The 26,407-nt window shown below is 34.2% G+C and carries 18 protein-coding genes; 12 read left to right on the top strand and 6 right to left on the bottom strand.

Annotated elements, in window-relative coordinates; all coding sequences use genetic code 11:
* Window position 1: 1 nt before the first annotated feature.
* The 6 genes from FDM27_RS03505 to FDM27_RS03480 all read right to left on the bottom strand — a co-directional run bounded on the left by FDM27_RS03505 (window position 2) and on the right by FDM27_RS03480 (window position 13,661).
* Window positions 2-1,609, bottom strand: coding sequence for a RagB/SusD family nutrient uptake outer membrane protein (locus FDM27_RS03505; RefSeq protein WP_071185356.1), 1,608 nt, complete (start codon window positions 1,607-1,609; stop codon window positions 2-4).
* A gap of 12 nt (window positions 1,610-1,621) precedes the next feature.
* Window positions 1,622-4,633 carry a SusC/RagA family TonB-linked outer membrane protein gene (locus tag FDM27_RS03500; RefSeq protein ID WP_071185355.1) on the bottom strand — a complete coding sequence of 1,004 codons (3,012 nt, stop codon included), beginning with the start codon at window positions 4,631-4,633 and terminating at the stop codon, window positions 1,622-1,624.
* A gap of 43 nt (window positions 4,634-4,676) precedes the next feature.
* A complete protein-coding gene (locus FDM27_RS03495; RefSeq protein WP_140485188.1) occupies window positions 4,677-6,074 on the bottom strand; it encodes a hypothetical protein in 1,398 nt (465 codons plus the stop codon).
* Window positions 6,075-6,576: 502 nt separating this feature from the next.
* Window positions 6,577-10,638 carry a hybrid sensor histidine kinase/response regulator transcription factor gene (locus FDM27_RS03490; RefSeq protein WP_255510455.1) on the bottom strand — a complete coding sequence of 1,354 codons (4,062 nt, stop codon included), beginning with the start codon at window positions 10,636-10,638 and terminating at the stop codon, window positions 6,577-6,579.
* Between the two features lie 194 nt (window positions 10,639-10,832).
* Entirely contained in the window at window positions 10,833-12,518 is a 1,686-nt protein-coding gene (locus FDM27_RS03485; protein ID WP_140485186.1) for a sodium/sugar symporter, read from the bottom strand.
* 414 nt (window positions 12,519-12,932) lie between these two features.
* Window positions 12,933-13,661 (bottom strand): biotin--[acetyl-CoA-carboxylase] ligase, encoded by a 729-nt coding sequence (locus FDM27_RS03480; RefSeq protein ID WP_071185351.1) that lies wholly within the window; start codon window positions 13,659-13,661, stop codon window positions 12,933-12,935.
* 96 nt (window positions 13,662-13,757) lie between these two features.
* On the opposite strand from FDM27_RS03480, the gene rsfS reads away from it, so the two are divergent.
* The 12 genes from rsfS (at window position 13,758) to FDM27_RS03420 (ending at window position 26,391) form a co-directional block, all read left to right on the top strand.
* A complete protein-coding gene (gene rsfS, locus FDM27_RS03475) occupies window positions 13,758-14,129 on the top strand; it encodes a ribosome silencing factor (RefSeq protein WP_071185350.1) in 372 nt (123 codons plus the stop codon).
* Window positions 14,130-14,147: 18 nt separating this feature from the next.
* The gene (gene ftsH, locus FDM27_RS03470) at window positions 14,148-16,073 is read left to right on the top strand and encodes an ATP-dependent zinc metalloprotease FtsH (protein WP_071185349.1); all 1,926 of its coding nucleotides are present in this window, start codon (window positions 14,148-14,150) and stop codon (window positions 16,071-16,073) included.
* A gap of 110 nt (window positions 16,074-16,183) precedes the next feature.
* The gene (locus tag FDM27_RS03465) at window positions 16,184-16,786 is read left to right on the top strand and encodes a lactate utilization protein B/C (protein WP_071185348.1); all 603 of its coding nucleotides are present in this window, start codon (window positions 16,184-16,186) and stop codon (window positions 16,784-16,786) included.
* A 1-nt stretch (window position 16,787) separates the two neighbouring features.
* The gene (locus tag FDM27_RS03460; RefSeq protein ID WP_071185347.1) at window positions 16,788-17,678 is read left to right on the top strand and encodes a phosphatidate cytidylyltransferase; all 891 of its coding nucleotides are present in this window, start codon (window positions 16,788-16,790) and stop codon (window positions 17,676-17,678) included.
* Entirely contained in the window at window positions 17,668-18,324 is a 657-nt protein-coding gene (locus tag FDM27_RS03455; RefSeq protein WP_140485185.1) for a phosphatidylserine decarboxylase family protein, read from the top strand. The genes FDM27_RS03460 and FDM27_RS03455 overlap by 11 nt, the downstream gene beginning before the upstream one ends.
* Window positions 18,325-18,585, top strand: a complete 261-nt coding sequence (locus tag FDM27_RS03450) for an acyl-CoA-binding protein (RefSeq protein WP_071185345.1) — start codon at window positions 18,325-18,327, stop codon at window positions 18,583-18,585.
* A gap of 16 nt (window positions 18,586-18,601) precedes the next feature.
* Window positions 18,602-19,378: a superoxide dismutase gene (locus FDM27_RS03445; protein WP_140485184.1), complete on the top strand. Its 777-nt coding sequence runs from the start codon at window positions 18,602-18,604 to the stop codon at window positions 19,376-19,378.
* Window positions 19,379-19,546: 168 nt separating this feature from the next.
* Entirely contained in the window at window positions 19,547-21,184 is a 1,638-nt protein-coding gene (locus tag FDM27_RS03440; protein WP_140485183.1) for an OstA-like protein, read from the top strand.
* 123 nt (window positions 21,185-21,307) lie between these two features.
* Complete coding sequence (locus FDM27_RS03435; RefSeq protein ID WP_140485182.1) at window positions 21,308-22,501, top strand: aspartate aminotransferase family protein; 1,194 nt, start codon at window positions 21,308-21,310, stop codon at window positions 22,499-22,501.
* 127 nt (window positions 22,502-22,628) lie between these two features.
* Window positions 22,629-24,026 carry a tetratricopeptide repeat protein gene (locus FDM27_RS03430; protein WP_071186378.1) on the top strand — a complete coding sequence of 466 codons (1,398 nt, stop codon included), beginning with the start codon at window positions 22,629-22,631 and terminating at the stop codon, window positions 24,024-24,026.
* Entirely contained in the window at window positions 24,026-24,775 is a 750-nt protein-coding gene (locus FDM27_RS03425; RefSeq protein ID WP_140485181.1) for a shikimate dehydrogenase family protein, read from the top strand. The genes FDM27_RS03430 and FDM27_RS03425 overlap by 1 nt, the downstream gene beginning before the upstream one ends.
* Before the next feature lie 155 nt (window positions 24,776-24,930).
* Entirely contained in the window at window positions 24,931-26,391 is a 1,461-nt protein-coding gene (locus FDM27_RS03420) for a sialate O-acetylesterase (protein WP_140485180.1), read from the top strand.
* Window positions 26,392-26,407 lie beyond the last annotated feature (16 nt).

The raw sequence follows: 26,407 nt of genomic DNA, 5'->3' as shown, positions 1-26,407 counted from the left end.
ATTAATAATTTGGATTTTGAGTAATTACACCGTTACTTAAGTCTCTTTCTATCTGAGGAATTGGCCAAAGCAAATGCTTCGTCGGATCAAAATTAATTCCTTTATCCTGAGCTTCTCTTGTATTAGTAGTTTCATAAGGATCAGTTGAATTCAAATTGTATTGTACAAAAGTTCCGTTAGGTCCCATCAAAGTTTCAATCACTTTTTTTCCTGAGCCAGGATCTTTTTGTCTTCTGATATCAAACAAACGCAATCCTTCAAAAGCTAATTCTAAACGACGTTCTTTATAGATTTTTCTCAAAAGATTTGGTCCGGCCATTCCTTCTACTATAGGTAAATCTACACGATCTCTAATTACATTAATATCGTCCATAGCTCCACCGGCATCATTTAAGTGATAATTAGCCTCAGCTCTTGTAAGATACATTTCGGCCAAACGAATCAATGGAATATTCAATGGTAAGTGTCCGTCTTTCTTGTCTAATGCACGACGTGTAGCGATAGGAATATAATATTTACGACAAATACGTCCTGATTTATTATCATTCAAACTAAACTTATGAGTTGGATTCAAGACTTCGTCTCCATAAGCCGCTTCTCCCCATTTAGTGATAGTACTTCTACGACGAATTACATCACCCTCTGAAATATAAGCGTTTTCTAAGTCACTTGTTGGCATACACCATCCCCATCCGTCAATTACATCGGCAGTACTATTACTTGGGAAATTTTGCTTGTCTTCTCCTCTGGCTCCAGAAAAAGTAGGAAGAGCAGCACCTAAGTTTCTATCTTGTACTGATGAAGTTTGTGCTTCCAAAATGGATTCAATTCCGTTATGGTTATCTACACTCCAAATATCTAAGAAATTTTCTTCTAACTGGAAAGGTCCTTCTGCAATTACTTTAGTTGCATATAATTTTGCATCAGCCCATTTTTCCTGAAACAAAGATACTCGGGCTAATAAAGCATAAGCTGCCCATTTATTAATTCTACCATTTCTTGATACAGTAACGTTTTCCAATTTTTCTGCCGATTCTTTAAGATCAGCTTCAATTTGAGCATAAACTTCAGCAGCTGAACTACGAGACAAATTCAAATCTCCTGTTCCAAGAGATCTTGTGTACAAAGGAACTCCTCCAAAAAGGTTTACCAATTCGTAATAACAATAAGCACGAACGAATAAAGATTCTCCCATGTACTGATTTTTTTGAGCATCAGTAATTGGCGCAACAGCCATTCTCTCTAAACCAATATTGGCTGATTGAATAGTATAATAATGTGCTGTATAGATACTATTCATAGCTCCCATATTTTCGGGAGTTACCACATATTGTGCACAAGGTCTAAACGCACCATTGTCCTGACCTGTGTTACCCATCCAGGCATCATCAGTCGCCGTTTCGTTAATTAATCTTGGCGCAAGTAAAGTGTACCAATCTTTTGCCAACAATAATCGCTGGGTTAATTCATTGGTATAATTTTCACATTCCTGTGCTGTTTGAAAGTAATTTTCTAAAGTTTGAGTTCCTCTTGCTTCTTTCTCTATAAAATCACTACAAGAAACTGCAACAGCAGCAAAAGTTAGTATTGATACTAGTATTTTTTTCATATTCGTTTATTATTAAAATGCTACATTAAGCCCCATTAGAATTGTTGGTTGAACCGGGTAATTCCAGCCTCCAAAACCTGATCCTAAAACACCTCCTCCTACTTCAGGATCTACTCCTGTGTATTTAGTCCATGTCCATAAATTTTGACCTGATAATGAAATTCTTAATTTATCTAATCCAAATTTATTGTACAATGAATATCCTAACTGAAGGTTTTTCATACGTACAAAAGAACCATCTTCAACATAGAAAGAAGAGAATTTTGTAAAGTTTTCGTTGTTATCATCTCTTGACAAACGAGGAACGTAATTAGAAGTTCCCTCACCATGCCAAGCCATGTTGTTTAATCCGCTCACTTTGTTAGTTAAACTGGTACCGTTGTATAAATCTGAAATATTTTGGTTAACCAAATCATTACCGATACTAGAATAGAAATTAGCCACTAAATCGAAATTTTTATAAGCAAAATTCAAATTCAAACCAACATTGTAATCAGCCCAAGGAGAACCAATTTTTGTACGGTCTTTATCATCTAATTTACCGTCACCATTTACATCTTTAAAACGAGTATCTCCTAGTTGTGCATAAGGCTGTAACTTAGTTCCATGTTCGTCAGTATGAGCATTCAATTGGGTTTGATTCTGGAATAAACCATCTGCAACATAACCATAAAAATAACCTGGCTCATCACCTTCAATAGTTATTGTTCTGTTACTCGCACCATATAATTTTTCTCCTTTAGTAGATAATGACAACATCTCAACATCAACAGTGGTAAATGTTACATCTACACCATAAGAGAAATCGCCTTTAGTATCTTTATAAGATAATAATAAATCGATTCCGCTAGATTGCATAGAACCTACATTTGTCCAAATGGTAGAATATCCCGGAAAACCACTATAAGTAGGGAACTGTTTAAGAAACAACATATCGTTTGTTTTCTTTTGATAATATTCTAATGATCCTGAGATTTTATTTTGGAACAATCCAAAATCAAGACCAAAACTGATATCCTCAACTGTTTCCCAACGAATGTCTCTGTTAGCCATTGTTGAAGGATATGAAGTATCTACAACCTGACCATCAATAACATAATAACCTTGTCCTATATTAGACTGATAAACAGAAGCAGGTAAATTTTGATTTCCTACTTTACCCCAACCTGCTCTAAAAGTTAAATTATTAAATACAGAGTTGGCATTAGTCATAAAATCTTCATTCGAAATTCTCCAGGAAACTGATGCTGCCGGGAAATTAGCCCATTTGTTGTTAGCCATAAATTTAGAAGAACCATCACGTCTAAATGAAGCTGTTAAATAGTATTTGCTGTCGAAATTATAAGAAAAACGAGAAATGTATGACAGTAAAGAGTTTGACCATCTGTTTCCCCCACTGTTACGGTTTTTAGTTGCTGCATTTAGCTCTCTCATTGACTCAGAGTTATTAGGAACTCCTTCTCCATAACCCCATACATCATTACCATTGTACTCTTCCATTGTACTACCAACCATCAAAGAGGTATTGTGTTTCTCAGCAAATGCTTTAGAATAAGTTGCTGTAGTTTGCCATGTCCAATCACTATTAGTAGTTGCTCTTCTTTCAATACTGTTAATTTCAGCTTTTTCGTGAGCTGCATCAATCACAAAATCGGGTCTGAATATACTTTGCACTCTATTTCCAACTTCAATCGATCCTTGTGTACGGATTATTAATCCTTTAATTGGTTCGTATTGCAAATAACCATTTGTATTTAAATTGTACTGATCAGTATTATCATCAAATCGGCTAACTGTAGCTACTGGATTCCAAACATACGATGGAGAACGTGCATAGATACTATATTCATTTTCAGTTCCGTTTAATTGACTTGCCGGTTTGTAGATAGGAGTAATTGGATCAATCTTCACAAAATCAGCCCAGTTTCCTGGAGATCCCCAAGTTTCATAACGAGGATTTAAAGTAATCCCTGCCGAAAATTTATCAGTAAATTTAAAATCATTAGCAATTCTGGCAGTTACTCTTTCCCATCCTCCAATATCATAAAATGAATCTGAATTGTAATAGTTCAAACTGATGGCATAAGTATTTTTTTCAGAACCTCCAGTTACTCCAATAGAAGTATTGGTTATTGATGAAGCTTTATTGATTCCTGCTTTCCACCAATCAGTAGTTTTTCCTCTGTATTGTTCAGCATTAGGTAAATATTCAGAATACCCAGAATTAGTATAAGCAGTATTCATTATAGTAGCATAATTTTCGGCATTGGCCATATTGTAAGGCTTCTCCATAATTTGGTAACCTGTACTCATATCAACAGTAAACTTTGTTTTACCGGCTTTACCTTTTTTGGTAGTAATCAAAATAACCCCGTTAGATGCACGAGAACCATAAATAGCACTTGCAGAAGCGTCTTTAAGTACATCCATAGATTCAATTTCGTTATTGCTTAAGAAATTGATGCTGGTTCCCATTGGGATTCCATCTACTACATAAAGCGGATCAGTACTTAAATTTACAGTAGAAATTCCACGAATCAATACTCTTGGCTGAGCTCCAGGACCACCTGCCCCAGTAATTTGAACCCCTGAAACTTTTCCTTGTAGGGATTCAGTAACATTTCCTACTGTCATCGTTTGAAGTTCTTTGCCTTTTACGGATGATATAGAGCTGGTAACATCTTTCTTTTTCACGGTAGCATAACCTACCACTACTACTTCTTCTAATGCCTGATTGTCTTCCAATAATACAACATCAAATGTTGTTTTTTGATCTACTTTAATTGTTTGTGTAGCAAACCCAATAAAAGAAAACTCAATTTGTGCTTCTTTATTAGGAACTACGATTGCAAATTTCCCATCAAAATCAGTAGAAACTGAAGTTTGAGTTCCTTTTACAAAAACATTTACCCCCGGAATAGGAATAGCGGTCTTGTCCTTAACAGTACCTTTTACAGTAATTTGTGCAAAGGCTGCCGAGCTACATAAAATAGCAATTAGTAAGCCTATAAATTTATATTTCATATCAAGATAATTTATTAATTAATGTTATATCAGCTATAACAAACTATTTTTTAGTGATAAATGCTCTTTCTAATTCGGTATCCAAAATCACTTTATAAACACCCGGAGCAGCAGGATATTTAGCATTTCCATTTGAACCCGGCGACATGGTAGCAATACCATTTTTAATCAATCTCCAGGATGGACTCCACCACTGACCTGTAAAAGTTCCTTCCATTGTACCTGTAAGTGTATATTCACCTACTAATTGATATGGATTGTTTGGATTATTAGCCAAATGTAAACTTGTTTGAACCCAAGCATTCCAGGTATCCCAGTTAGCACCTTGAATTCCTCCACCAGCAATACTCACAAAAGGTCTTCTTTGAGTTTCATCATCATGCCATAAACCGTTAGCAATATTTGCCCAAACATAACTTGTAGGAGTATATTTAGTTACCGTATAATCTAAAGTACTTGGATTAACTTTGATTTTATAATAGCCTTTTGTAGGTAAAACAATGGCAGACGAAGCCACATCATCCACTAAATCTCCCGAAGCATTTAAACCAAAACAATGTGGTGCAAAATCAGATTCCTGTCCTAAGAAATAAATTTCTTTATTATCAGTATCCGCATAATATTTGAATTCAAAGTCCTGTCCTACTTTAGTATGGAAATACATAGGCACACCTACTGCATCAGTAGTAAGATTAGTTCCTTTAGGCTGGTCACATAAATATATTGCCGGATATTCATTAGTTGCTACAATGTTAATGTTCATTGTTCCCATATTAGGAATTGCAAATTTATCTTTTGCAGTAATAGTCAAAACATATTGGGCAGCAGTTACAGGCAAATTATAAGTTTTGTTAAATGTGTATGACTGCGGAGAACCTGTTAACTGAATCAATTCATCAATATTTAAAGCTTCACATTTTACTTCGATATAATCAATTCCTGAATCGTCATTCACAACAAAATTAACCGGTAATTCAGTACTGGATGATAATAAAATCACTGCACCTTCTTTAGGAGTAATCATGCTAATTGCAGGAGCACTAAATTCGCCATCCAAACGTAAATCAATCTCCTGATCAATTTCGTTACCGGAAACATCTGTAATTGTTAATTTAATTTTAAAAGCCTCTGATGTTCCTCTATCAGCTGGGACTTCAAAGAAATAACTCAAATCATAGGTAGTCAAAAGAGGTTCCGTGGCAAAATTGATTGTTTTATCTAAACTCAATTCCGGAATTTCAATTCTAACACTCTTTAGACCTAAATCATCATTTAAAGTCGCTTTGATTTCAAATTTTCTATTTGGAGCTCCATAAATTTCATTTGTCAATACTTCAACTGTTGGATTTTCAGATGAAGGAAAACTTGGTTCATCTTCCTGACATCCTGTAAAAAGGAGTGCAAAAAATGTAAATAAAAATAAATACGAGAGTTTTTTCATATCATTGATTTTAGTTTTTGTTGTCGTCTATATAATGCTATAAACAACCTTTTGATTTTAATAGTAGTTCTAATTTTTTATAGTAATACATCATTTTATTGAGTTCCTATACTTTTCATAAGCTTTAGTTTTTGTTAGTCTGGTTAATAATATAGTGTGTGATTATTTTTTATGATAATTTAACTTAAAACAAACCTCAAGTCTGAAATAATAAACTATCATCCTAGCAAAGAAATGACTTAATAGCATTATCAATAGGGGGGATTTTCGAAAAAAAAGAAGGGTAAAATTGAAAACGACAAGGACAAAACGTTCAAAAAAGACAATTCAACAAAAAAATCTGACTTTATTTGACTTATACACAAATTATAAGTTATATAATTTCCATATTAACAAAAAATCCCAACCTTATTATTAATAAGATTAGGATTACCTGAAATATGTTTATTATTTGATTTTAAAAAAGAGAATACTCGAAATTTATTATACAGCAGAACAATAACTACTTAATAACATTCAAATCTTTGTTAAAAGAATCTTTATATTTTTTTACATATAAGGAAGGAGTCATACCAAAAAGTTTGACAAATTGCTGTCTGAAGTATTTTTGATCTTCAAATCCTACTTCGGCACTTGCCTGAGATATATTCATGTTTTCGGTAAGCAACAACATTGCAGCTCTTCGCAAACGAATGGAACGAATAAAAGCATTTAAAGTTTCTCCCGAAATTATCTTGATTTTTGTATATAAAGTACGATGACTCATTCCCATTTCGAGAGCAAAATTCTTAATTGTAAAATCACGATTACCCATATTAGCTTCGATAATATCAATACATCGTTTTAAAAATTCCTGATATTCTGCCGGAACTTTTTGAGAGTTCTCCTTTAAGGTAATACTATCTAAGAAATACCTCCTTAAATTACCTCTGTTTCTCAATAAAGTATCTACACGTGCCAAAAGCAAATCATCATCAAATGGCTTGGTAATATAATCATCTGCTCCATCGGTTATTCCTTGCAAATGGGTCTCTGGATTATTAGTAGCTGTTAACAACACAACCGGTATATGTGACAATTGCTCACTTTCTTTTATTTTTCTACACAATTCCAATCCATCCATTACCTCCATCGCAATATCCGAAATAACAATATCTGGCATGTATTTTTCGGTCATTTTTAAACCTTCATGACCATTTACAGCATTATAAACCAAATGAGTTTGGGAAAACAACTGAATTAAATAATTTCGAATTTCGGCATTATCGTCAATAATCAATACCGATTTCTTATCAGTCAGTATTTCTTTATTGAATTCTTCATCCGCATTTTCCTTCTTTAATTCATTTTTATCATCAAAATCATCGACTATAAGCTCTTCTAGTAATTCACTCATTTTAGGAGCACTCGAACTTATTGGCAAATCATCAAAATGCTGCTGCCCTTTTAAAAATGTCAATGTAAAACAACTTCCTTTACCCAATTCGCTTTCACAAACAACAGTTCCCTTGTGTTTATCTACAAAATACTTCACAATATACAATCCAATTCCAAAACCCGTACTTACGGCAACTTTTGAATCTAACTGTTTGAATTTTTCAAAAATGGCTTGAATATTTTGCTGGTCAATTCCGGAACCGGTATCAGCAATAGCAACCGATACTTCTTTTTCTGTTTGAGTCAATTTAACAGTAATACTTCCTCCGTCGGGGGTGTATTTAAAAGCATTGGAAACTAAATTAAACAATGAAATTTCAATCTTTTCATAATCTCCTACAATTTGAAGTGCCTCATCAGGAATTTCAATTGCATAATTGATAGCTTTATCTCTGGCCTGCGTTACAAAACACTGATATACTTCCTGACATAAATCGTTCATATTAATTGCTGACAATCGCAATACATCGGCATCATTTTCAGCCTTACGGAAAAGCAACAATTGATCTACTAAACTTAAAAGTCGTCTTGCATTTCTATAGGCAATTTGCAAATCACCCTTAGAAGAATCATTTTGAACTTCCTCCTTTTTAATTACTTTTTTCAAAGGATTTATAATCAACGAAAGCGGTGTGCGGAATTCATGAGAAATATAAGTAAACATCGACGATTGTTTTTCGGCAATTTCTTTCTCTTTTTCCCTTTCTAATTCGGCTATTCTAACCTTATACTTTAATCTTTCTTTGTATTTACTATACCTTACATAATTGTAAATAATAGCTCCCCCAATTATAAAATATAAAAGATAAGCCCACCAGGTTCTGTACCAAGGTGGCAAAACTACTATTCGAATCAAAGTCTCAGCCTTACTTAATTCATCCTGAAAATTAGAGGTCTTTACTTTAAAAAGATAGGTTCCTTCAGAAAGATGCGGATAATTAGCCTTTCTGTTCTGTCCGGCATTACTCCATTGATCGTCCCAGCCTTCCAGAAAATAAGCATAATTAATTTTATCGGCGCTCGAATAATCCAAAGCCACAAACTCAATCGATAAAGTAGTCTGATCATAAGGCAATCGAATTTCTTTGATTTGGTGCTTAGACGTCCATTCCGAAATTAAATCAGGCTTAGTGGCAATAGGTTCATTATTTACATTCAAATCCGAAAGAAGAATCTTAGTATTCGAAACTTCATCTTTTATCAATTCAGGATAAAACAGGTTAAATCCATTAATTCCTCCAAAGAAAAACTCACCCGAAGTCAATTTTAAAGCGGCATTAAAACTAAACTGATTGCTTTGTAATCCATCATTTTTAGAAAAACTTCTAAAAGTATTCGTTTCAGTATCTAAGCTGCTCAAACCATTATAGGTACTCATCCACAAATCACCTTTTTTATCTTCTAATATTCTCAAAACAGTATTAGAAGCCAATCCATCGGCTGTGGTAAACCTTTTGAAGCTATTGTTTTTTCTGTTAAACAACAATAAACCGCCTTCTTGTGTAGCTACCCAAAGTTGTTTTTTTCTGTCTTCATGAATAGCACGAACAGGATAACCAATATTAACTTTGTAATGTTTTTTACGCGCTTTATCTATGCACACAATAGAAGTATAGTTACCTCCCCACAATTTACCATCACTAGTTTGAGTCAGACACTGTAAATTGTTAATGTTTTTATTGTAGAGTAAAAACGTTTTTTTAATAGAATCAAAAAGATACAAACAACCTTCATTTGTGGCACTTGCCCAAATATTTTTTTGTGCATCCTCATAAACCAACCAAACATTTTTCTCTATCTGTTTTGTAAACGGATTATAACAGGAATAACGACTTATTGAATTGGTCTTAGGATTGATTCGGTTAACTCCGCCAGCCCAGGTTGATAACCAAATTTCCTTATTACTATCACAAATAACACTGGTAATAAAATTACTTGAAATAGCATTTGCCGAATTGGGATTATTGTTATAAACGGTATAAGTATTTGTTTTTCTATTCCAATAACGCAATCCCGCTCCATCAGTTCCAATCCATAAATTTTGTTTTTCATCTTCACAACCGGACAAAATAAAATTTTGAGCCAGATTATTTTCTTTCGCATTGTATTTTACAGTTTTAAAATATTTGGGAGCAGCACTTATCATACTAATTCCACCTCGAAGTGTCCCAAACCATACATTTCCAAAATGATCTTCGTAAACACTCCAAACAGCACTACTCTTAATAATTTGCTGAGAATTACCCTTGCTAAAAGGAACTACTTTTTGATTCGCCCTGTCTAAAACATAAATTCCACAACAATCAGTAGCAAACCAAAATTGATTTTTCTTATCTCTCAGAATATTCGTTATCGAATTTTTATTTGAAAAATAATTTTTTGAAATTAAAAAAGTGCTGGTATTAAACAGAAAAAGACCTTCATCAGTCCCAATCCAAAGATTGCCACTTGTATCATTTTCCATACACTTGACCTCCATAATTAAAGGAGTAATCAATTTTATTTTTTTAGTATTAAAACTATAATAACAAACCCCTAAATCCCTAACATACAACCATAATCCATTTCCTTTTTTATCTTTTTGAACACCTAATACATCATAATTATAAGGATTTTTCAATTTTGTTATGGGAATAGTTTTGCCAACAAATGAACCATTTTCAAAAACCAATAATCCGGCATTTTGCGTTGCTAACACTACTAAATCAGCCGAAACCGCTTTTATCTGATGCACCGCATTTTTTAAAATAAGAGCTGCTCCATCTTCTTTTAGTTTGTATTTTACCTGATAAAACAAGGCTTTTGATTTATCATAAACAGATGCTCCTTTATTTCCTCCTATCCAAATATTTCTATTTGAATCTCCGTCTAACGTATAGATTGTGTTATTTGATAGTGAATTCTCATTATTAATTTCGTTTCTAAATATCTTAAAGGTATAGCCATCATACCGATTTAAACCATCGTAAGTACCAAACCACATATAACCTTCCTTATCCTGGTAAATTGTAGTAATGGAATTGTTAGACAATCCATCCGAAATATCAAGAAATCGCACTGAGTAATCTTGTGAAAAACTAATAAATGAAGAAAAAAACAGTGTTAGTACTAAAGTTAAATGTCTCAAAATATAGAATTTAAATATTAAGTCTCTTGATTAAAATTGAACAGCACAAGATATAATAAAATTAGTTAATCTCATAAATTCATCGACTTTTTCAAACGTAGATTTTTACTAAGGAAACCGATTTAGAATATAAAAAAAGTGCGAACTAATTTTTATTAGTTCGCACTTTTTAAAAATATAAATTATTAAATACACTACCAGAACTTCACGTACAAAGCAGCAATAATTAATAAAGTAATAATAATTAATACTGTAGTTTGTGGTTTTACCTTAAACATTTCAGTATCTAATTCGAATGCTTTAGGATTCACTTTTGGTCCGGCAAAACTGATTCCAATCATTAACAACATTGTAAAGGCAAATGATAATCCCATACAAATGTGAAACGGAATTTCGAAACCACCTTTACCATTTGGCCAGGCTGTGTACAATAACGTTTCGTTTCCAAACATAGCCGGAGCGTATTCGTTGAATAAAACAGACAATAAGAAACCTGCAATTACCCCAACAATAGCCGCTGTACCTGTAGTTCTTTTCCAGAACATTCCTAAGAAGAACATAGCAAATACTCCAGGGCTAATAAATCCTGTGTATTTTTGGATATAGGTAAATCCACCAACTCCACCGATTCCCAGAACATCATTCCATGTAAACAATACAGCCAAAACCATAGAAGCAAAAACGGCATAACGACCAATGTTTACCTGAGCTCTGTCGGAAGCATTTTTTTGAATGTACTTTTTGTGAACGTCTAAAGTATAAATAGTCGAAATACTGTTTACTTTACCCGCTAACGATGCCACAATAGCAGCAGTTAAAGCCGCAACCGATAATCCTTTTAATCCTGTTGGCAAGAAAGTCAACATAGCCGAATAAGCTCCGTCTTTTCCACCAACTAATTGTGGTAAGTGTCCCCCCTGGTACAATACATAAGCAGCAATACCCGGTAACATTACAATTACAGGCATTAATAATTTTAATAATCCTGCAAACAAAATACCGGTACGTGCTGTTTGTAAATCAGCACCCAAGGCTCTTTGTGTGATATATTGGTTACATCCCCAATAGTTCAGGTTGATAATCCAGATACCTGCTAAATAAGACAACATTCCCGGAAAAGTAAGGTATTTATCAATTTCTAACTGTGTAGAAGTAGCCGTTGGCCTTGGAATAATCATTTTGAAATGCTCAGGAGCTTTTTCCATCAATACGTTGAATCCTGCGATAGCATCTTTACCAACACCAAAATATTCTCCTACGGTAGTTAGAGCGATATAAGAAGTCACCAAACCTCCAATGATTAATACAGCCACCTGAATAACGTCGGTATAAGCTACTACTTTCATACCTCCAAGAGAGATAATCAAAGCAAAAACAGCCAATCCTAACATAATAACATGAAGAAAATCTCCTCCTGCTAATCCGTTAATGGCAACAGCTCCTAAATATAAAATAGAGGTTAAGTTCACAAAAACATACAAAAACAACCAGAAAACAGCCATAATCAAAGCTGTAGTTTCGTTGTATCTTGTTTTTAAGAATTGTGGCATGGTGTAAATCTTGTTTTTCAAATAAACAGGAATAAACCAAATAGCGATAATAATTAACGCGATAGCAGCAACCCATTCGTAAGCAGCTACAGCAATTCCTAAAAAGAATCCTTCACCACTCATTCCGATAAACTGCTCAGCTGAAATGTTAGAAGCAATTAACGAAGCTCCAATAGCCCACCAGGTTAATGTTCCTTCGGCTAAGAAATACGCCTTAGCATCGTGTTCGTTTTTTTCGCGCTTGCGATAAATAATATATCCGTAGATTGAGACTACTAGAAAGTAGACAATAAATACTGCATAATCTGCAAATTCGAGACTTGAGCTCATAAGAAAAAGTTGTTTTTAGTTAGTTATAGATTTTAGTTTTAAATTATTTTTCAGAATCTAAATCTTAACATCAAATGTTTTCTATTCTCAATTTTAAGAATATCCAAACGTTAGGATTTATCACTTCAGAATTTCGCTATAATTCCAATTATAAAATAGTGCATCAATTTTATTTCATCACTTTTTTTACGAAAAACGAAATCCAAAAGTAAAATAAAAATACTTATCTACATCATTTTTTTAAATGTAAATACAACATTTATAACCAAAAAAAAATTCAAAACACTAAAAACCAATACATTAAATTTTTAAAACAGACTATATTTTTTTAAACAATTAAACAAAAACATTCTAAATAAGGCAAGAAAAACTACTAAACAGGCAACCAAAGTTGTCTAAAAAAGGTAAAAAAACTCAATAAAGCATTTGAATTTCTTTAAGTCCATACTCAACAACTCGATCATCTTCTAACAAAACAATCAATTTTCCCTTTTTAGAAACTCCTTGTATAATTCCCATAAAAACTTTCTCAGTTTCTAACTTAAAAGCCATCGGAAATTCTTTTTTAAACAAATGATTAGTGTATTGAGCCCATAAATAATCAGGATTTGAACCAATAAATGCTAAATTTACTTTTAATCGCTCAACAATTAAAATAAGTAATTCGTCTTTATCAAAAGTCGAATTGGCAATAACTGCCATTGAAGAAGCTTTAGGAAGATTTTCAAAATTAGTTTGATTAACATTCAAACCTATTCCAATAATTGAAGAAATACTGCCGTTACTTTTAAAATTATTCTCGATTAAAATACCAGCAATTTTAAAATTAGCTGACATAATGTCGTTAGGCCATTTTATACTTAAATTTTGAATTTTATAAGTTTTCAAAACCTCAATTATTGCTAAAGCTGTAGCTACATTAAAATTATAAATCTCCTCTGCACTCACCAACAAATCCTTTATAAAAACACTCATTATTAGGTTTTTAGACTTTTCAGAATTCCACACAGCCCCCATCTGCCCTCGCCCTTTAGTTTGATTTTCGGCTGTAACAACAGTAAAGTTTTCAAGCTCATCAGTTGCCGATAATCCTTTAAGAAAATCGTTTGTAGAATCTATGGCATCGAGTTTGATTAGTTTCATTAGCAATTATTTTTGTAACATTATTTAATATTATGTTAAGGTTCAAAAATAATCACAAAAAATGGTAACTTTACACACTTATTATAAAAATAATTCATGGCAAAAAAGACTGTAAATAATGATGACCTATTGGCAAACATTATCAAAGGAATAGAAGAAGTAAAAGGAAATGATATAGATATTCTCGATCTTAGAGAAATCGACACCGCAGTTTGCGACTATTTTGTTATCTGCAACGGAAATTCAAATACTCAGGTTAACGCAATTGTTAACTCCATTCAAAAAATTGTTTCTAAAGAAATTAAAGACAAGCCTTGGCATGTTGAAGGGACTGACAATGCCGAATGGGTACTTATGGATTATGTTAACATTGTGGTTCATGTTTTTCAAAAACAAATTAGAGAATATTACAACATCGAAAGTTTGTGGGGAGATGCAAAAATTACTACAATTGCAAACAAATACTAAAAGCAAGACAGAATAACTATGGCAAAAGATAACAACCCCAATTCTAATAAATTCAGAATAAGTCCTTGGCTGGTTTATACAAGCATACTGCTTATTTTCTTATTTATTAGCTTCGTAACTGGTAGTTCCAGCTTACAGGAGCCTGCTCAATTAAAATCGTCTAACATAGATAATATGTTGACAAAAGGTCAAATTAAAAACGTCATTATTTTTAACAATAAAGATGCTGAAATCTACCTTTCTGATGCAGGATTAAAAGATCCCGCCAACAAAGCTGTAGCCAAAGACATCTTTGACCGACCTAATAAAGGGCCACATTACACTACAAAATTTGGTGATTTAAAATCATTTCAGGAAAAACTTGACAGAGCTAAAGCTGAAAAAAAATTAGTCGATTACGACTTTAAGGAAGCCAGCAATTGGTCTGATATACTAATCAGCTTACTTCCTGTAATCATCATCATTGGAGTATGGATTTTCATCATGCGCAAGATGTCAGGTGGTGGCGCTGGTGGTGGCGGACAAATCTTTAACATTGGAAAATCAAAAGCCAGACTTTTTGACGAAAAAAACGATGTTAAAACCACATTTAAGGATGTTGCCGGATTAGAAGGTGCCAAAGAAGAAATTCAGGAAATTGTTGAATTCCTTAAAAACCCTGAAAAATTCACCAATCTTGGAGGTAAAATCCCAAAAGGAGCATTACTTGTAGGACCTCCAGGAACAGGAAAAACATTATTAGCTAAGGCTGTAGCCGGAGAAGCTCAGGTTCCGTTTTTCTCTTTATCAGGTTCTGATTTTGTCGAAATGTTTGTAGGTGTAGGAGCTTCCAGAGTTCGTGATTTATTCAAACAAGCCAAAGAAAAATCACCGGCAATCATTTTTATTGACGAAATTGATGCCGTAGGTAGAGCCAGAGGAAAAAACAGCATGTCAGGCGGAAATGACGAAAGAGAAAACACTCTGAACCAATTACTAACCGAAATGGATGGTTTTGGTTCCAACTCTAACGTAATTGTTCTGGCTGCAACAAACAGAGCCGATGTTTTAGACAAAGCTTTAATGCGCGCCGGACGTTTTGACAGACAAATATTTGTCGATTTACCAGACATTCGCGAGCGTGCTGAAATTTTCAAAGTGCACTTAGCTCCTTTGAAAAAAGTAGAAGGCTTAGACTTAGACTTTTTAGCCAAACAAACTCCGGGATTCTCAGGTGCCGATATTGCTAATGTGTGTAACGAAGCAGCCTTGATTGCTGCAAGAAACAATAAAACTGCTGTTGACAAACAAGATTTCCTTGACGCTGTTGACCGTATTGTAGGTGGTTTAGAAAAGAAAAACAAAATCATCACTCCGGAAGAGAAAAAAGCAATTGCCATTCACGAAGCGGGTCACGCTACAGTTAGCTGGATGTTAGAGCATGCAGCTCCATTAATCAAAGTAACTATTGTTCCTCGTGGACAAAGTTTAGGAGCGGCATGGTACTTACCGGAAGAACGCCAAATTGTTCGTCCTGACCAAATGCTGGACGAAATGTGTGCTACTATGGGAGGTAGAGCTGCCGAAAAAGTAACGTTTAACCGTATTTCAACCGGTGCATTAAGTGATTTGGAAAAAGTAACCAAACAGGCTCGCGCTATGGTTACTATCTATGGTTTGAATGACAAAATAGGAAATGTTACCTATTATGATTCATCAGGTCAAAGCGAATACAGTTTCTCAAAACCATATTCAGATGAAACAGCAAAAGTGATAGATGCCGAAATATCAGCACTTATCGAAAGTCAATACCAGAGAGCGATTCAAATTTTAGAAGAGAATAAAGACAAACTAAATCAGCTTGCTGATATTCTTATCGAAAAAGAAGTCATTTTCAAAGACGATTTAGAAGCTATTTTCGGAAAAAGAAGTTTTGACAAAAATTTGGAAGAAGTAGTCTCTTAATTAGTCAGTTGACATAAATTATTTAAAATCTTAATTCAAAACCGCGTTTTGAATTAAGATTTTTTTATCTTTGGACGGTTACAAATAACATATCAAGTACCCTACAAAATATGAGTCTTTTTAGAAAACTTTTTGGATCTAGTATTTCAGCTTCAGATGAGGAAAAAGAAAGTCAGAATAATAATTTCTTTCCTGATAACAATATCTCTGTTGATGAACGATTTATCTACAATTTTAAAAAAAATGGAGGTAAATTCTTGTACTGTGAAAATGCTCAGGAAGTAAAAGACCAATTTGAAAATATATTAGAAGAAAACGACTGGTTTGAAAGCGAAGTATTATGTTATGATTCAAACTTATTTGGACTTTTGGATGAAAACAAATTAAACTATACCAAACCTGCTAATCCTAAATTTCTATTATCAAGTTGCGAAAATTTGATTGCTGAGGAAGGCTCTATACTTTTTTCATCAAAACAAATCAAACAGCACAAACCAAACGAATTACCTACTAACATTGTAGTTTTAGCAACTACAAGTCAAATTCTCGCTATGAAAAGCGACGGACTTAGTGCTATAAAAAAGAAATACGAAAGAGATTATCCTACCAATATTACGGCTATAAAATATTTTGAAAAAGCAAAAGAAGAGGACTTTACCCAATATGGAAGTTCGGCTAAAAATCTTTATTTATTGCTTTTAGAAGATCTTTAAAATGAATGAAACTCTAAAAAGGTCTATATCAGGAGCTATTTACATCTTATTATTAATAACTTCTATTTTATACTCAACCGAAAGTTTTTTTATACTTTTTGGTGTATTTCTAATGATAGCCATATATGAATTTTGCAATTTAACTCAGGTTAACAAAACCCTGCCGCTAATAGCAGGTTTTTTGCTTTATTCCGGCATTACACTAATTAGTCATTACAATAAAATTACTACTCAAACAATCAATGCCTTTTTGGGCTCTACTATTGAAATCACAATCAATATTCAGCAAATGAATATCATTTTATTAGCAACCACATTAGTTGTATCGGTAAAATGTATTCTTTTTTTATTTTATGATAATATTCAAAAAATAAGTACCTCATCAAAATACCTTTATCTATTTGGTTACATCATTCTTCCATTTGTATTTATAACTAAAATTTCTTTCGGAATAAAAGACTACAATCCTAAAATCATTATTGGTTTATTTATTTTAATCTGGACCAATGACTCTTTTGCTTATGTTGTTGGGAAATCCATTGGAAAAAACAAATTATTCGAACGCATCTCTCCTAAAAAAACTATCGAAGGATTTATAGGCGGAATACTTTTTGCCATTTTAGCCGGTTATTTAATTTCAAAATACTACATCAAAGCCAAACCTGAATTCAGCGCACAATCCATACTGATTTGGACTTCTATTGCAACTATTGTAGGGATATTTGGAACAATAGGCGATTTGATTGAATCTAAATTCAAACGAATTGCAGGAGTAAAAGACAGCGGAAATATCATGCCCGGACACGGAGGCGTACTAGATAGACTAGATAGTGTTATATTTGTAGCACCAATTATATTTTTATTTTATCAAATTTTAAATTATGTTTCATAAAGAAGGAGCTCCATCTATTTTATTAGCAACCGTTTTTACGGTAGTTACACTATTACTTGCGGACAAATTTATTGACATCAATTGGTTAAGAATGTCGGTTGAAATCTTTGCTTTCTTAATTTTAATTATTGTATTACAATTCTTTAGAAACCCAAAAAGAACTGTAATTATCAACGACAAACAAATCCTGGCTCCTGTTGATGGAAAAGTGGTTGTTATTGAAGAAGTTTACGAAGGAGAATATTTCAAAGACAAACGTCTTCAGGTTTCTATCTTTATGTCCCCAATAAATGTACATGTTACTCGATATGCCATGAGCGGAATTATAAAATTCAGCAAATACCATCCCGGTAAATTCTTAGTAGCCTGGCATCCAAAAGCCAGTGAAGAAAACGAAAGAACTACTGTTGTAATAGAAAACAATAGTTTTGGTGCTGTTTTATACCGTCAAATTGCAGGAGCATTAGCACGCCGAATTGTAAATTATGCACAGGAAGGAATGCAGGTCGTTCAGGGTACTGATGCCGGCTTTATTAAATTTGGTTCCAGAGTAGATTTATTTTTACCTTTAGGTACTCCTGTAAATGTGGTACTCAATCAAAAAGCCATTGGAGGAAAAACTATTATTGCAACAAAAGAATCATAAATGACTAAAAAAGATTTAGATACTCGATTTAATGAAGCGGTTGAAAAGGCCTCTAAAATGACTCAAGCATCTTTACCTCAAGATGTCCAGTTGCGACTTTATGCCTATTACAAACAAGCTACAATTGGTACTGTAGAAATAAGACAAACTTCTAATTTCCACCTTAGAGATGCCTTTAAAATCAATGCCTGGATGCAAATAAGCCATATCACCGCCGATGAAGCCAAAGAAAATTATATCGAAATCATCAATTCTCTTTGAAATAAACAACATCATCATGAAAAAACTTATTTATACAATCAGCAGCCTATTTTTATTTGTTTTTTTAATTTCCTGCAACAATAAAAAACTAACCGAAGTAGTTGAAGTTCCTCTTCCTACTGCCGAAGAAAAAGTAACTCTGGGATTTCCTGACGATGTAAAAGCAGAACCCGGTTCTTTTTTACTGGATAAATTACCTTATTCTTATGATGCTTTGGCTCCAGCCATTTCAGCTCTTAACTTAGAAGCTCATTATTCTAAACATTATCTGACATACACTAACAATCTTAACGCCGCCATAGCCGGAACAGAATACGAAAACATGTCTATCGAAGACATCTTAGCCAAACTGGACATCAACGATACCGAATTAAGAAATAATGCCGGAGGTTTTTACAACCATTCGCTTTACTGGAAATCAATGGCTCCTAATGCAGGCGGAACCCCAAAAGATACGATTGCCGGAGCTATCGACCGGGATTTTGGTTCTTTTAATGAATTTAAAACTGCATTCAAAGAAGAAGCTACTAAACAATTTGGCTCGGCCTGGGTTTGGCTAATTGTGGACAAAGCCGGAAAACTAAAAATTACCAGTTCTCAAAATCAGGACAATCCCTTGATGCGAAATGCTGCTGTTCCCGGAACTCCTATTTTAACCCTGGATTTATGGGAACACGCTTATTATTTGGGTCACCAATACCGTCGTGCAACCTACATTGATTCGTTTTTTAACGTAATCAATTGGGGAAAAGTAAATGAAAATTATCAAAATTCATTCATCAAAAAATACTAATCTGTTTCTCCAAACAAATAAACAAAAAGCTGATGCACTACTCTCATAGTATTCATCAGCTTTTTTGTTTAAAAATCAACGCAAAATATCCCTTTAAAAATCATAAATAAATAGTAATATTTATTGGTTTTGTTTCCTTTTTCATAAATTTGACAAAAATATACACCCTTGAATAAATCGCTATTTTTCATCTGTTTTTCTCTGTTTTTACTTCTTTCGACAAAAGTAAATGCGCAAACACCTAAAAAAATAATTGTTGAACATTCTGATTTCGCTGATGTCAATCAAGCCGAAATGCCCGATGCTTTTTTACTTACCGGAAATGTGGTTGTCAATCATGACGGAGTGGTGCTGAGTTGCAATAAAGCCTATTTTTTTCAAAAAGAAAATTACATCAAAGCCTTTGGAAATGTCCAACTCGTACAAGGAGACACCCTTTATTTGAACAGTAAATATGCCGAATACAATGGAAATGTAAAAAAAGCATTCGCCACCGGAGAGGCTGTAATGAGTTCGCCTAATGCCACTTTAGCAACAGATACTATCAATTTTGACCGAAATACACAGGAAGTATTTTACAACACCAAAGGAACAATTACCAATAACGAAAACACCTTAGTGAGCAAATCGGGGAGATATTATGTGGCTCAAAAAAAATTCCAATTTCTAACAGAAGTAATTATTACCAATCCAAAATATGTTATCAAATCTAATCATTTAGATTACTATAGCAACTCTGGGCATTCCTATCTTTTTGGTCCGTCAACCATTACCAGCAAAAACAATTACATTTATACCGAAAAAGGTTTTTATGACACTAAGAAAAACCTCTCTCATTTTCTTCGAAAATCCTACATAAAATACGATGACCGACGTATAGAGGGCGATAGTCTATACTATGATCGAAACAAAGAATTTGCATCGGCTACCCGAAATGTAAAAATTACCGACTCCATCAATAGAGGAATCGTAAAAGGACATTATGCCGAAGTTTTCCAGAAAAAAGATTCCATGTATGTAACCAAAAGAGCCGTTGCTGTCAATTTTGTAGAAAACGACTCCGTTTACATTCATGGAAAAAAATTGATGGTAACAGGAAAAGAAGGTGATCGAATTATTCGTGCTTTCAACAACGTTCGCTTTTACAAAACCGATATGAGCGGTAAATGCGATTCGATACATTCCAGCACCAAAACTTCACTAACAAAACTCATTGGAAATCCTATTCTTTGGAATGGCGAAAGCCAAATTACAGGAGATGTAATGCACCTCATCGGAAATAGCAAAACTCAAAAACTGGACTCTCTCAAAGTGCTCAACAACACCTTTATCATCTCCAAAGATACCTTAGGAACGGGTTTCAATCAGATAAAAGGACTGAATCTCTATGGGAAATTTGAGGAAGGAAAACTCCACGATGTTGATGTTATAAAAAATGCAGAAGTGATTTATTATATGCGCAATGACGACAATGAGCTCATTGGTATCAATAAAAACGTATGCAGTAAAATCAGCATTCTTTTCGACAAAAATGCTATCGAAACCATTACATTTTTCCAACAAGTAGATGGAGACATTTATCCCGAGGAAGAACTGGATGAACACGACAGGAAATTCAGAGGATTCAAATGGCGTGCTGATGAGAGAATAAAATCAAAAGATGATATTTTCCCCGAAGAAGAAAATCAATACAACGACAAGATGATTGAACAGAGCAAAAAAGAAGAAGCCAAACCTAACGTCCCTATGGAAATCAGGAAAGAAACGCTCGATTACGATAAAAAGAAGAAAAAAAGTAATCAGTAAGCAGTTTTTAGTATTCAGTTCTTATTAATAACTAAATAAAAAACTCCGTTAAATTTGCGTGTCATCCTGTCCCGATGTTTCGGAGATCATAGGACTTTGCAAACTCTGCGGTAAAAGAAAAACGTGGATAATGATTTTATAAAATATCAAGCACAAACTTCTCCCTATCCTTTAGGAATGGAAGTTTCACACGCTATCGGCTCTTACATATACGATACCAATAATAAAAAATATCTGGATTTTGTAGCAGGGGTTTCGGCCTGTACCTTAGGTCATCAACCACCAAGAGTAAATCAGGCTATAAAAGACCAATTAGACAAATATTCGCATGTAATGGTGTATGGAGAATATTCGCAAAGTCCTGCGGTAGAATATTGCAAACTAATGGCTTCACTCCTACCCGCTCCTTTAGACAAAACCTATTTAGTCAATTCAGGAACCGAAGCTATTGAAGGCTCTTTAAAATTAGCCAGAAGAGTTACCGGCAGAAGCCAATTGATTTCTTGTCATAATGCTTACCACGGAAACACTATGGGTTCTATGAGTGTGATGGGATTTGAAGAACGCAAACAGGCTTTTCGTCCTTTAATTCCCGATGTTGATTTCATCACTTTCAACAATGAAACCGATTTAGAAAAAATAACCACTAAAACTGCAGGGGTTTTACTGGAAACTATTCAAGGCGGAGCTGGTTTTATAGAACCACAGAATGATTTCTTAAAAAAAGTACGCGCCCGTTGTACCGAAGTTGGCGCCATGATGATTCTGGACGAAATCCAGCCTGGTTTTGGAAGAACCGGAACTTTATTTGGTTTCCAAAATTATGATATAGTCCCTGATATTATAGCCATGGGAAAAGGAATGGGCGGCGGAATGCCTGTAGGTGCTTTTACCGCTTCATCAGCTATGATGGATTTATTAACTGAAAATCCTAAATTAGGTCATATCACTACCTTTGGCGGACATCCTGTCATTGCGGCAGCCTGTTTAGCTACTTTGAAAGAAATAACTGAAACCAAGCTAATACAAGAAGCTTTAGAAAAAGAAAAGCTATTCAGATCACTTTTGGTACATCCTTTGATACAGGAAGTTAGAGGAAAAGGATTGATGCTTGCTGCAATGACAGCAAATGCTGAAATCACGAATGAAGTGATACTAAAATGTCAAGACAAAGGACTGATATTATTCTGGCTACTATTTGAAGGATGCGCCATCAGAATCACACCTCCTTTAACCATTTCTAACGAAGAAATACGTGAAGGATGTTCTATAATACTAACAGTAATGGATGAAGTAATGGCTTCACTAAAAAAATAAGATCAAAACTGAAATTAGCTTAGTTTCCTTTGTTAATTAAATTGTTCACAATAATTCATTTTTTTCTTCTAAAACAAACCGAATGATACCTAACTTTAAGCTAGGTCAAATTCTAAAAACAGAAAGTATGCAACTCAGCAATGAAGAAGAAGATTATAACTTATCTCTATCCAAATTTGAGTCGATGTTGAAGACCAACAAAGTCCTCTTTTTTGACTCCGAAGAATTTGAAGAAATCATACTTCATTATCTTGATACAGGTAAGGCCGCTTTAGCGAAAAAAGCGCTTAAATTAGCATTAGACCAACACCCTAAGTCAACTGGCTTAAAACTCGTTCAGGTTGAAATGCTCGTTTATGATGACAAATTGGATATGGCCGAGAAATTACTCAATGAGCTGTATGCCATAGAACCGAACAATGAAGAAATTTACATTCAAAAGGCCAACATCTACTCCAAAAGAGACCAGCATGAAAAAGCCGTTGAATTACTAAAAATTGCTTTACAATATACCGATGATTATGCCGATGTGTATAATTTAATAGGAATGGAATACCTTTTCATGGATAATCTCGAAGCCGCTAAGGACAGTTTTATCAAATGTTTAGAAGAGGATATCGAAGACCAGTCAGCCTTGTACAATGTAGTGTATTGCTTCGAATTTTTAGACCAAAATGAAGATGCCATCAGCTTTCTTGACAACTATATTGAAAAAAATCCATACAGCGAAATTGCCTGGCACCAAAAAGGAAGATTACATTATGGTCTAAAAGATTATGAAAAAGCCATTCATGCCTTTGAATATGCTACACTTATAGACGAAGAATTCTTAGGTGCTTTTATGGAAAAAGCCAAAGCTTTGGAACGTTTAGGTAAATATGACGAAGCAATTGAAAGCTACAACAGAACCATCGAATTAGACGATGCTACTTCGTATGCTTTACTTCGAATAGGTAAATGCTACGAAAAATTAGGTAATAAAGTATTGGCTCTTAAGTTCTATAACGAAACCGTACACGAAGATCCTCTATTAGACAAAGGATGGATTGCCATTACCGATTTCTATTTACGTGAAAAAAACTTTCAAAAAGCCTTATTTTACGTAAAAAAAGCCTTAGAAATAGACAATCAAAACCGCTTGTATTGGAAAAGATACGCTTCTATCAACAAACAAATGAACTTTTTTGAAGAAGCTGAATTCGGATACAGAAAAGCGGTTGAATTTGGCGATACCGAATTAGAAACCTGGTTATTCTGGGTGGATATTTTACAATTTCTTGGCGAATTTGAAACCGCTATTCACACCCTCTTGCAGGCTGCCGAATATTTCCCTGAAGAAAATGAAGTAGAATACCGTTTATCCGGACTTTATTTTATGATTCAGGATACCCGAAAAGCCAAATTCCATTTGAGTAATGCCTTGCGATTAAATTTTGACAACTATGTTTTGATTGAAGATTTATTTCCTGTGGTTTGGACAAATAAAATGGTGCAAAATTATATCGAAAAACAGAAAAAACAATAATGACCAAAAATTCAAGAAAGCGCTTCGGGCTACTGGGGCGCAATATCAGTTATTCCTTTTCTAAAGGACATTTTACGACTAAATTTGAAAAAGAAAAATACCAAGGTTACACTTACGAGAATTTCGACATTCAGGAAATCGCTGCATTTCCGGAAATCATTAAAAACACAGAACATTTAAGCGGTTTAAATGTTACTATTCCTTACAAAGAAGAAGTAATTCCTTTTTTGGACAAATTATCTAAAAAAGCCACAAAAATTGGTGCAGTAAACACCATTAAGATTACCAAAAAAGGCAAACTAAAAGGCTACAATACCGATTATTTTGGATTTTTAAAATCCTTAAAACCTTTGCTAAAACAGCATCATAAAAAGGCTTTAATCCTAGGCACAGGAGGCGCTTCAAAAGGAGTTGCTTTTGCACTGGAAGAATTAGGTATCAAATATCAATTTGTATCCAGAAAAGCATCTGAAAATGCCATTGACTACAGCCAAATCAATGTCGAAACTTTTCAGAAATATCAAATTATTATTAATTCTACTCCTATTGGAACCAGCCCTAATATAGAAGCTTGTCCTGATATTCCCTATGAATTGTTTACTGAGCAACACATTGCTTACGATTTGATTTACAACCCGGCAGAAACACAATTTCTAAAGAATGCTGCAGCACAAGGTGCACAAATAAAAAACGGTTTGGATATGCTGATTTTTCAGGCCGAAAAAGCCTGGGAAATTTGGAATAAATAAAAAACATTTCAATTGTCAGACTGAGCTTGTCGAAGTCCGAATTAAAAAAACATTATTGTAGAGCAGTCGGGAATCTATTAAAAACTTCCCGACTGTTTTCTTTTTGGCACTATTTGTGAGTTAAAGCAGAAAAAAACTCATTTCCACTATAACTTATGAATCCCAAAAAACTCCTCCTCCTGACTTTAAGTATTTTTATATTCTTTACTTCCAATACTTTTGCCGAAGTAACACTTCCTAAAATTTTAGGGCATAATATGGTTTTACAACGTCATAAAAAATTCGCAATATGGGGAACTGCAGCTCCAGCCGAAAAAATATCAGTTGCTTTTGCGGGACAAACCAAAACTACAGTTGCTGATAAATCCGGAAAATGGTCTGTGAAACTTAGTCCAATGAAAGCCTCGTTTACACCACGCGAAATGACCATTAAAGGAATAAATACCATTGTATTGAAAAACATTTTGGTAGGTGAAGTATGGCTTTGTTCCGGGCAATCCAACATGGAATATGCAATGCGCAAATACAGCAAATTCCAGACAGCCGTAAAAGGAAATAAACCACCTGAAGATGATTTAAACACAGCCAACAACACCAACATTCGTATTTTTTTAGATCGTCGCAAATACATGGCCCCTAGTCCGGAACATCTGGGTTGGGATACAGCCATTGGACGACCTCTAGTCGATTTTTCGGCTGTTGGATATTATTTTGCAAAAGATTTGTATGCTAGATTAAATGTACCCATCGGAATGATTTCGGCAGCAGTTCCGGGTAGCCGTATTGAACCATGGATTCAGGCTTCCAAATTAGAATTTGAACCTAAACTCAAAAACGGAAAAATTCTTGATAAATTGAGTACTGATGATGGTGATGCCGGTAAATTTTACGATACCATGATACAACCGCTCATCCCATACACATTGAAAGGAATACTATGGTATCAGGGAGAATCGAATTGTTTTTTGAACGAAAACATTCGTTATGCTTATAAATTAAAAACATTGATAGAAAGCTGGCGTAACGACTGGAAAGACAAAAAAATGCCTTTTTATTTTGTACAAATAGCTCCTTACAACTATTCGGCTTCTAAAGACAGACCACTCACCGCCGAACAGCTTCCTGAATTCTGGGAAGCACAAAAGCTGGCATTGCATTTAAAAAACACCAATACAATTGCAATTACAGATTTAGTTGATAGCATCGCCGATTTACATCCCGGATACAAATGGGAAGTGGGTCGTCGTTTGAGTTTACTTGCTGCAAATAAAACTTACGGACAAACCGATGTGGTTTACTCCGGACCTACTTATGAAAAAATGAAAATTGTAAACAACAGTATTGAGGTTACTTTTTCAAATATAGGAAGTGGTTTAAGCAGTCGTAATGGAAAACCGCTAAGTTGGTTTACTATAGCCGGAGCAAATGGTAAATTTGTACCCGCTAAAGCGGAAATAAACGGCAATAAAGTAATCGTTTCTGCTCCTGAAGTCCAACACCCCTATTCGGTACGTTTTGGCTGGAATGAAACCGCCCAATCCAATTTTATCAATAAAGAAGGTCTTCCGGCCGTTCCTTTTAGAAGCGACAATCCCTGGGATAAGCTTTTTAAATAAAATTATTTCACAATAC

The sequence above is a fragment of the Flavobacterium sp. GSA192 genome (assembly GCF_006386525.1).
GTDB lineage: Bacteria > Bacteroidota > Bacteroidia > Flavobacteriales > Flavobacteriaceae > Flavobacterium > Flavobacterium commune.
This window is presented reverse-complemented; position numbering and strand designations above follow the sequence as displayed.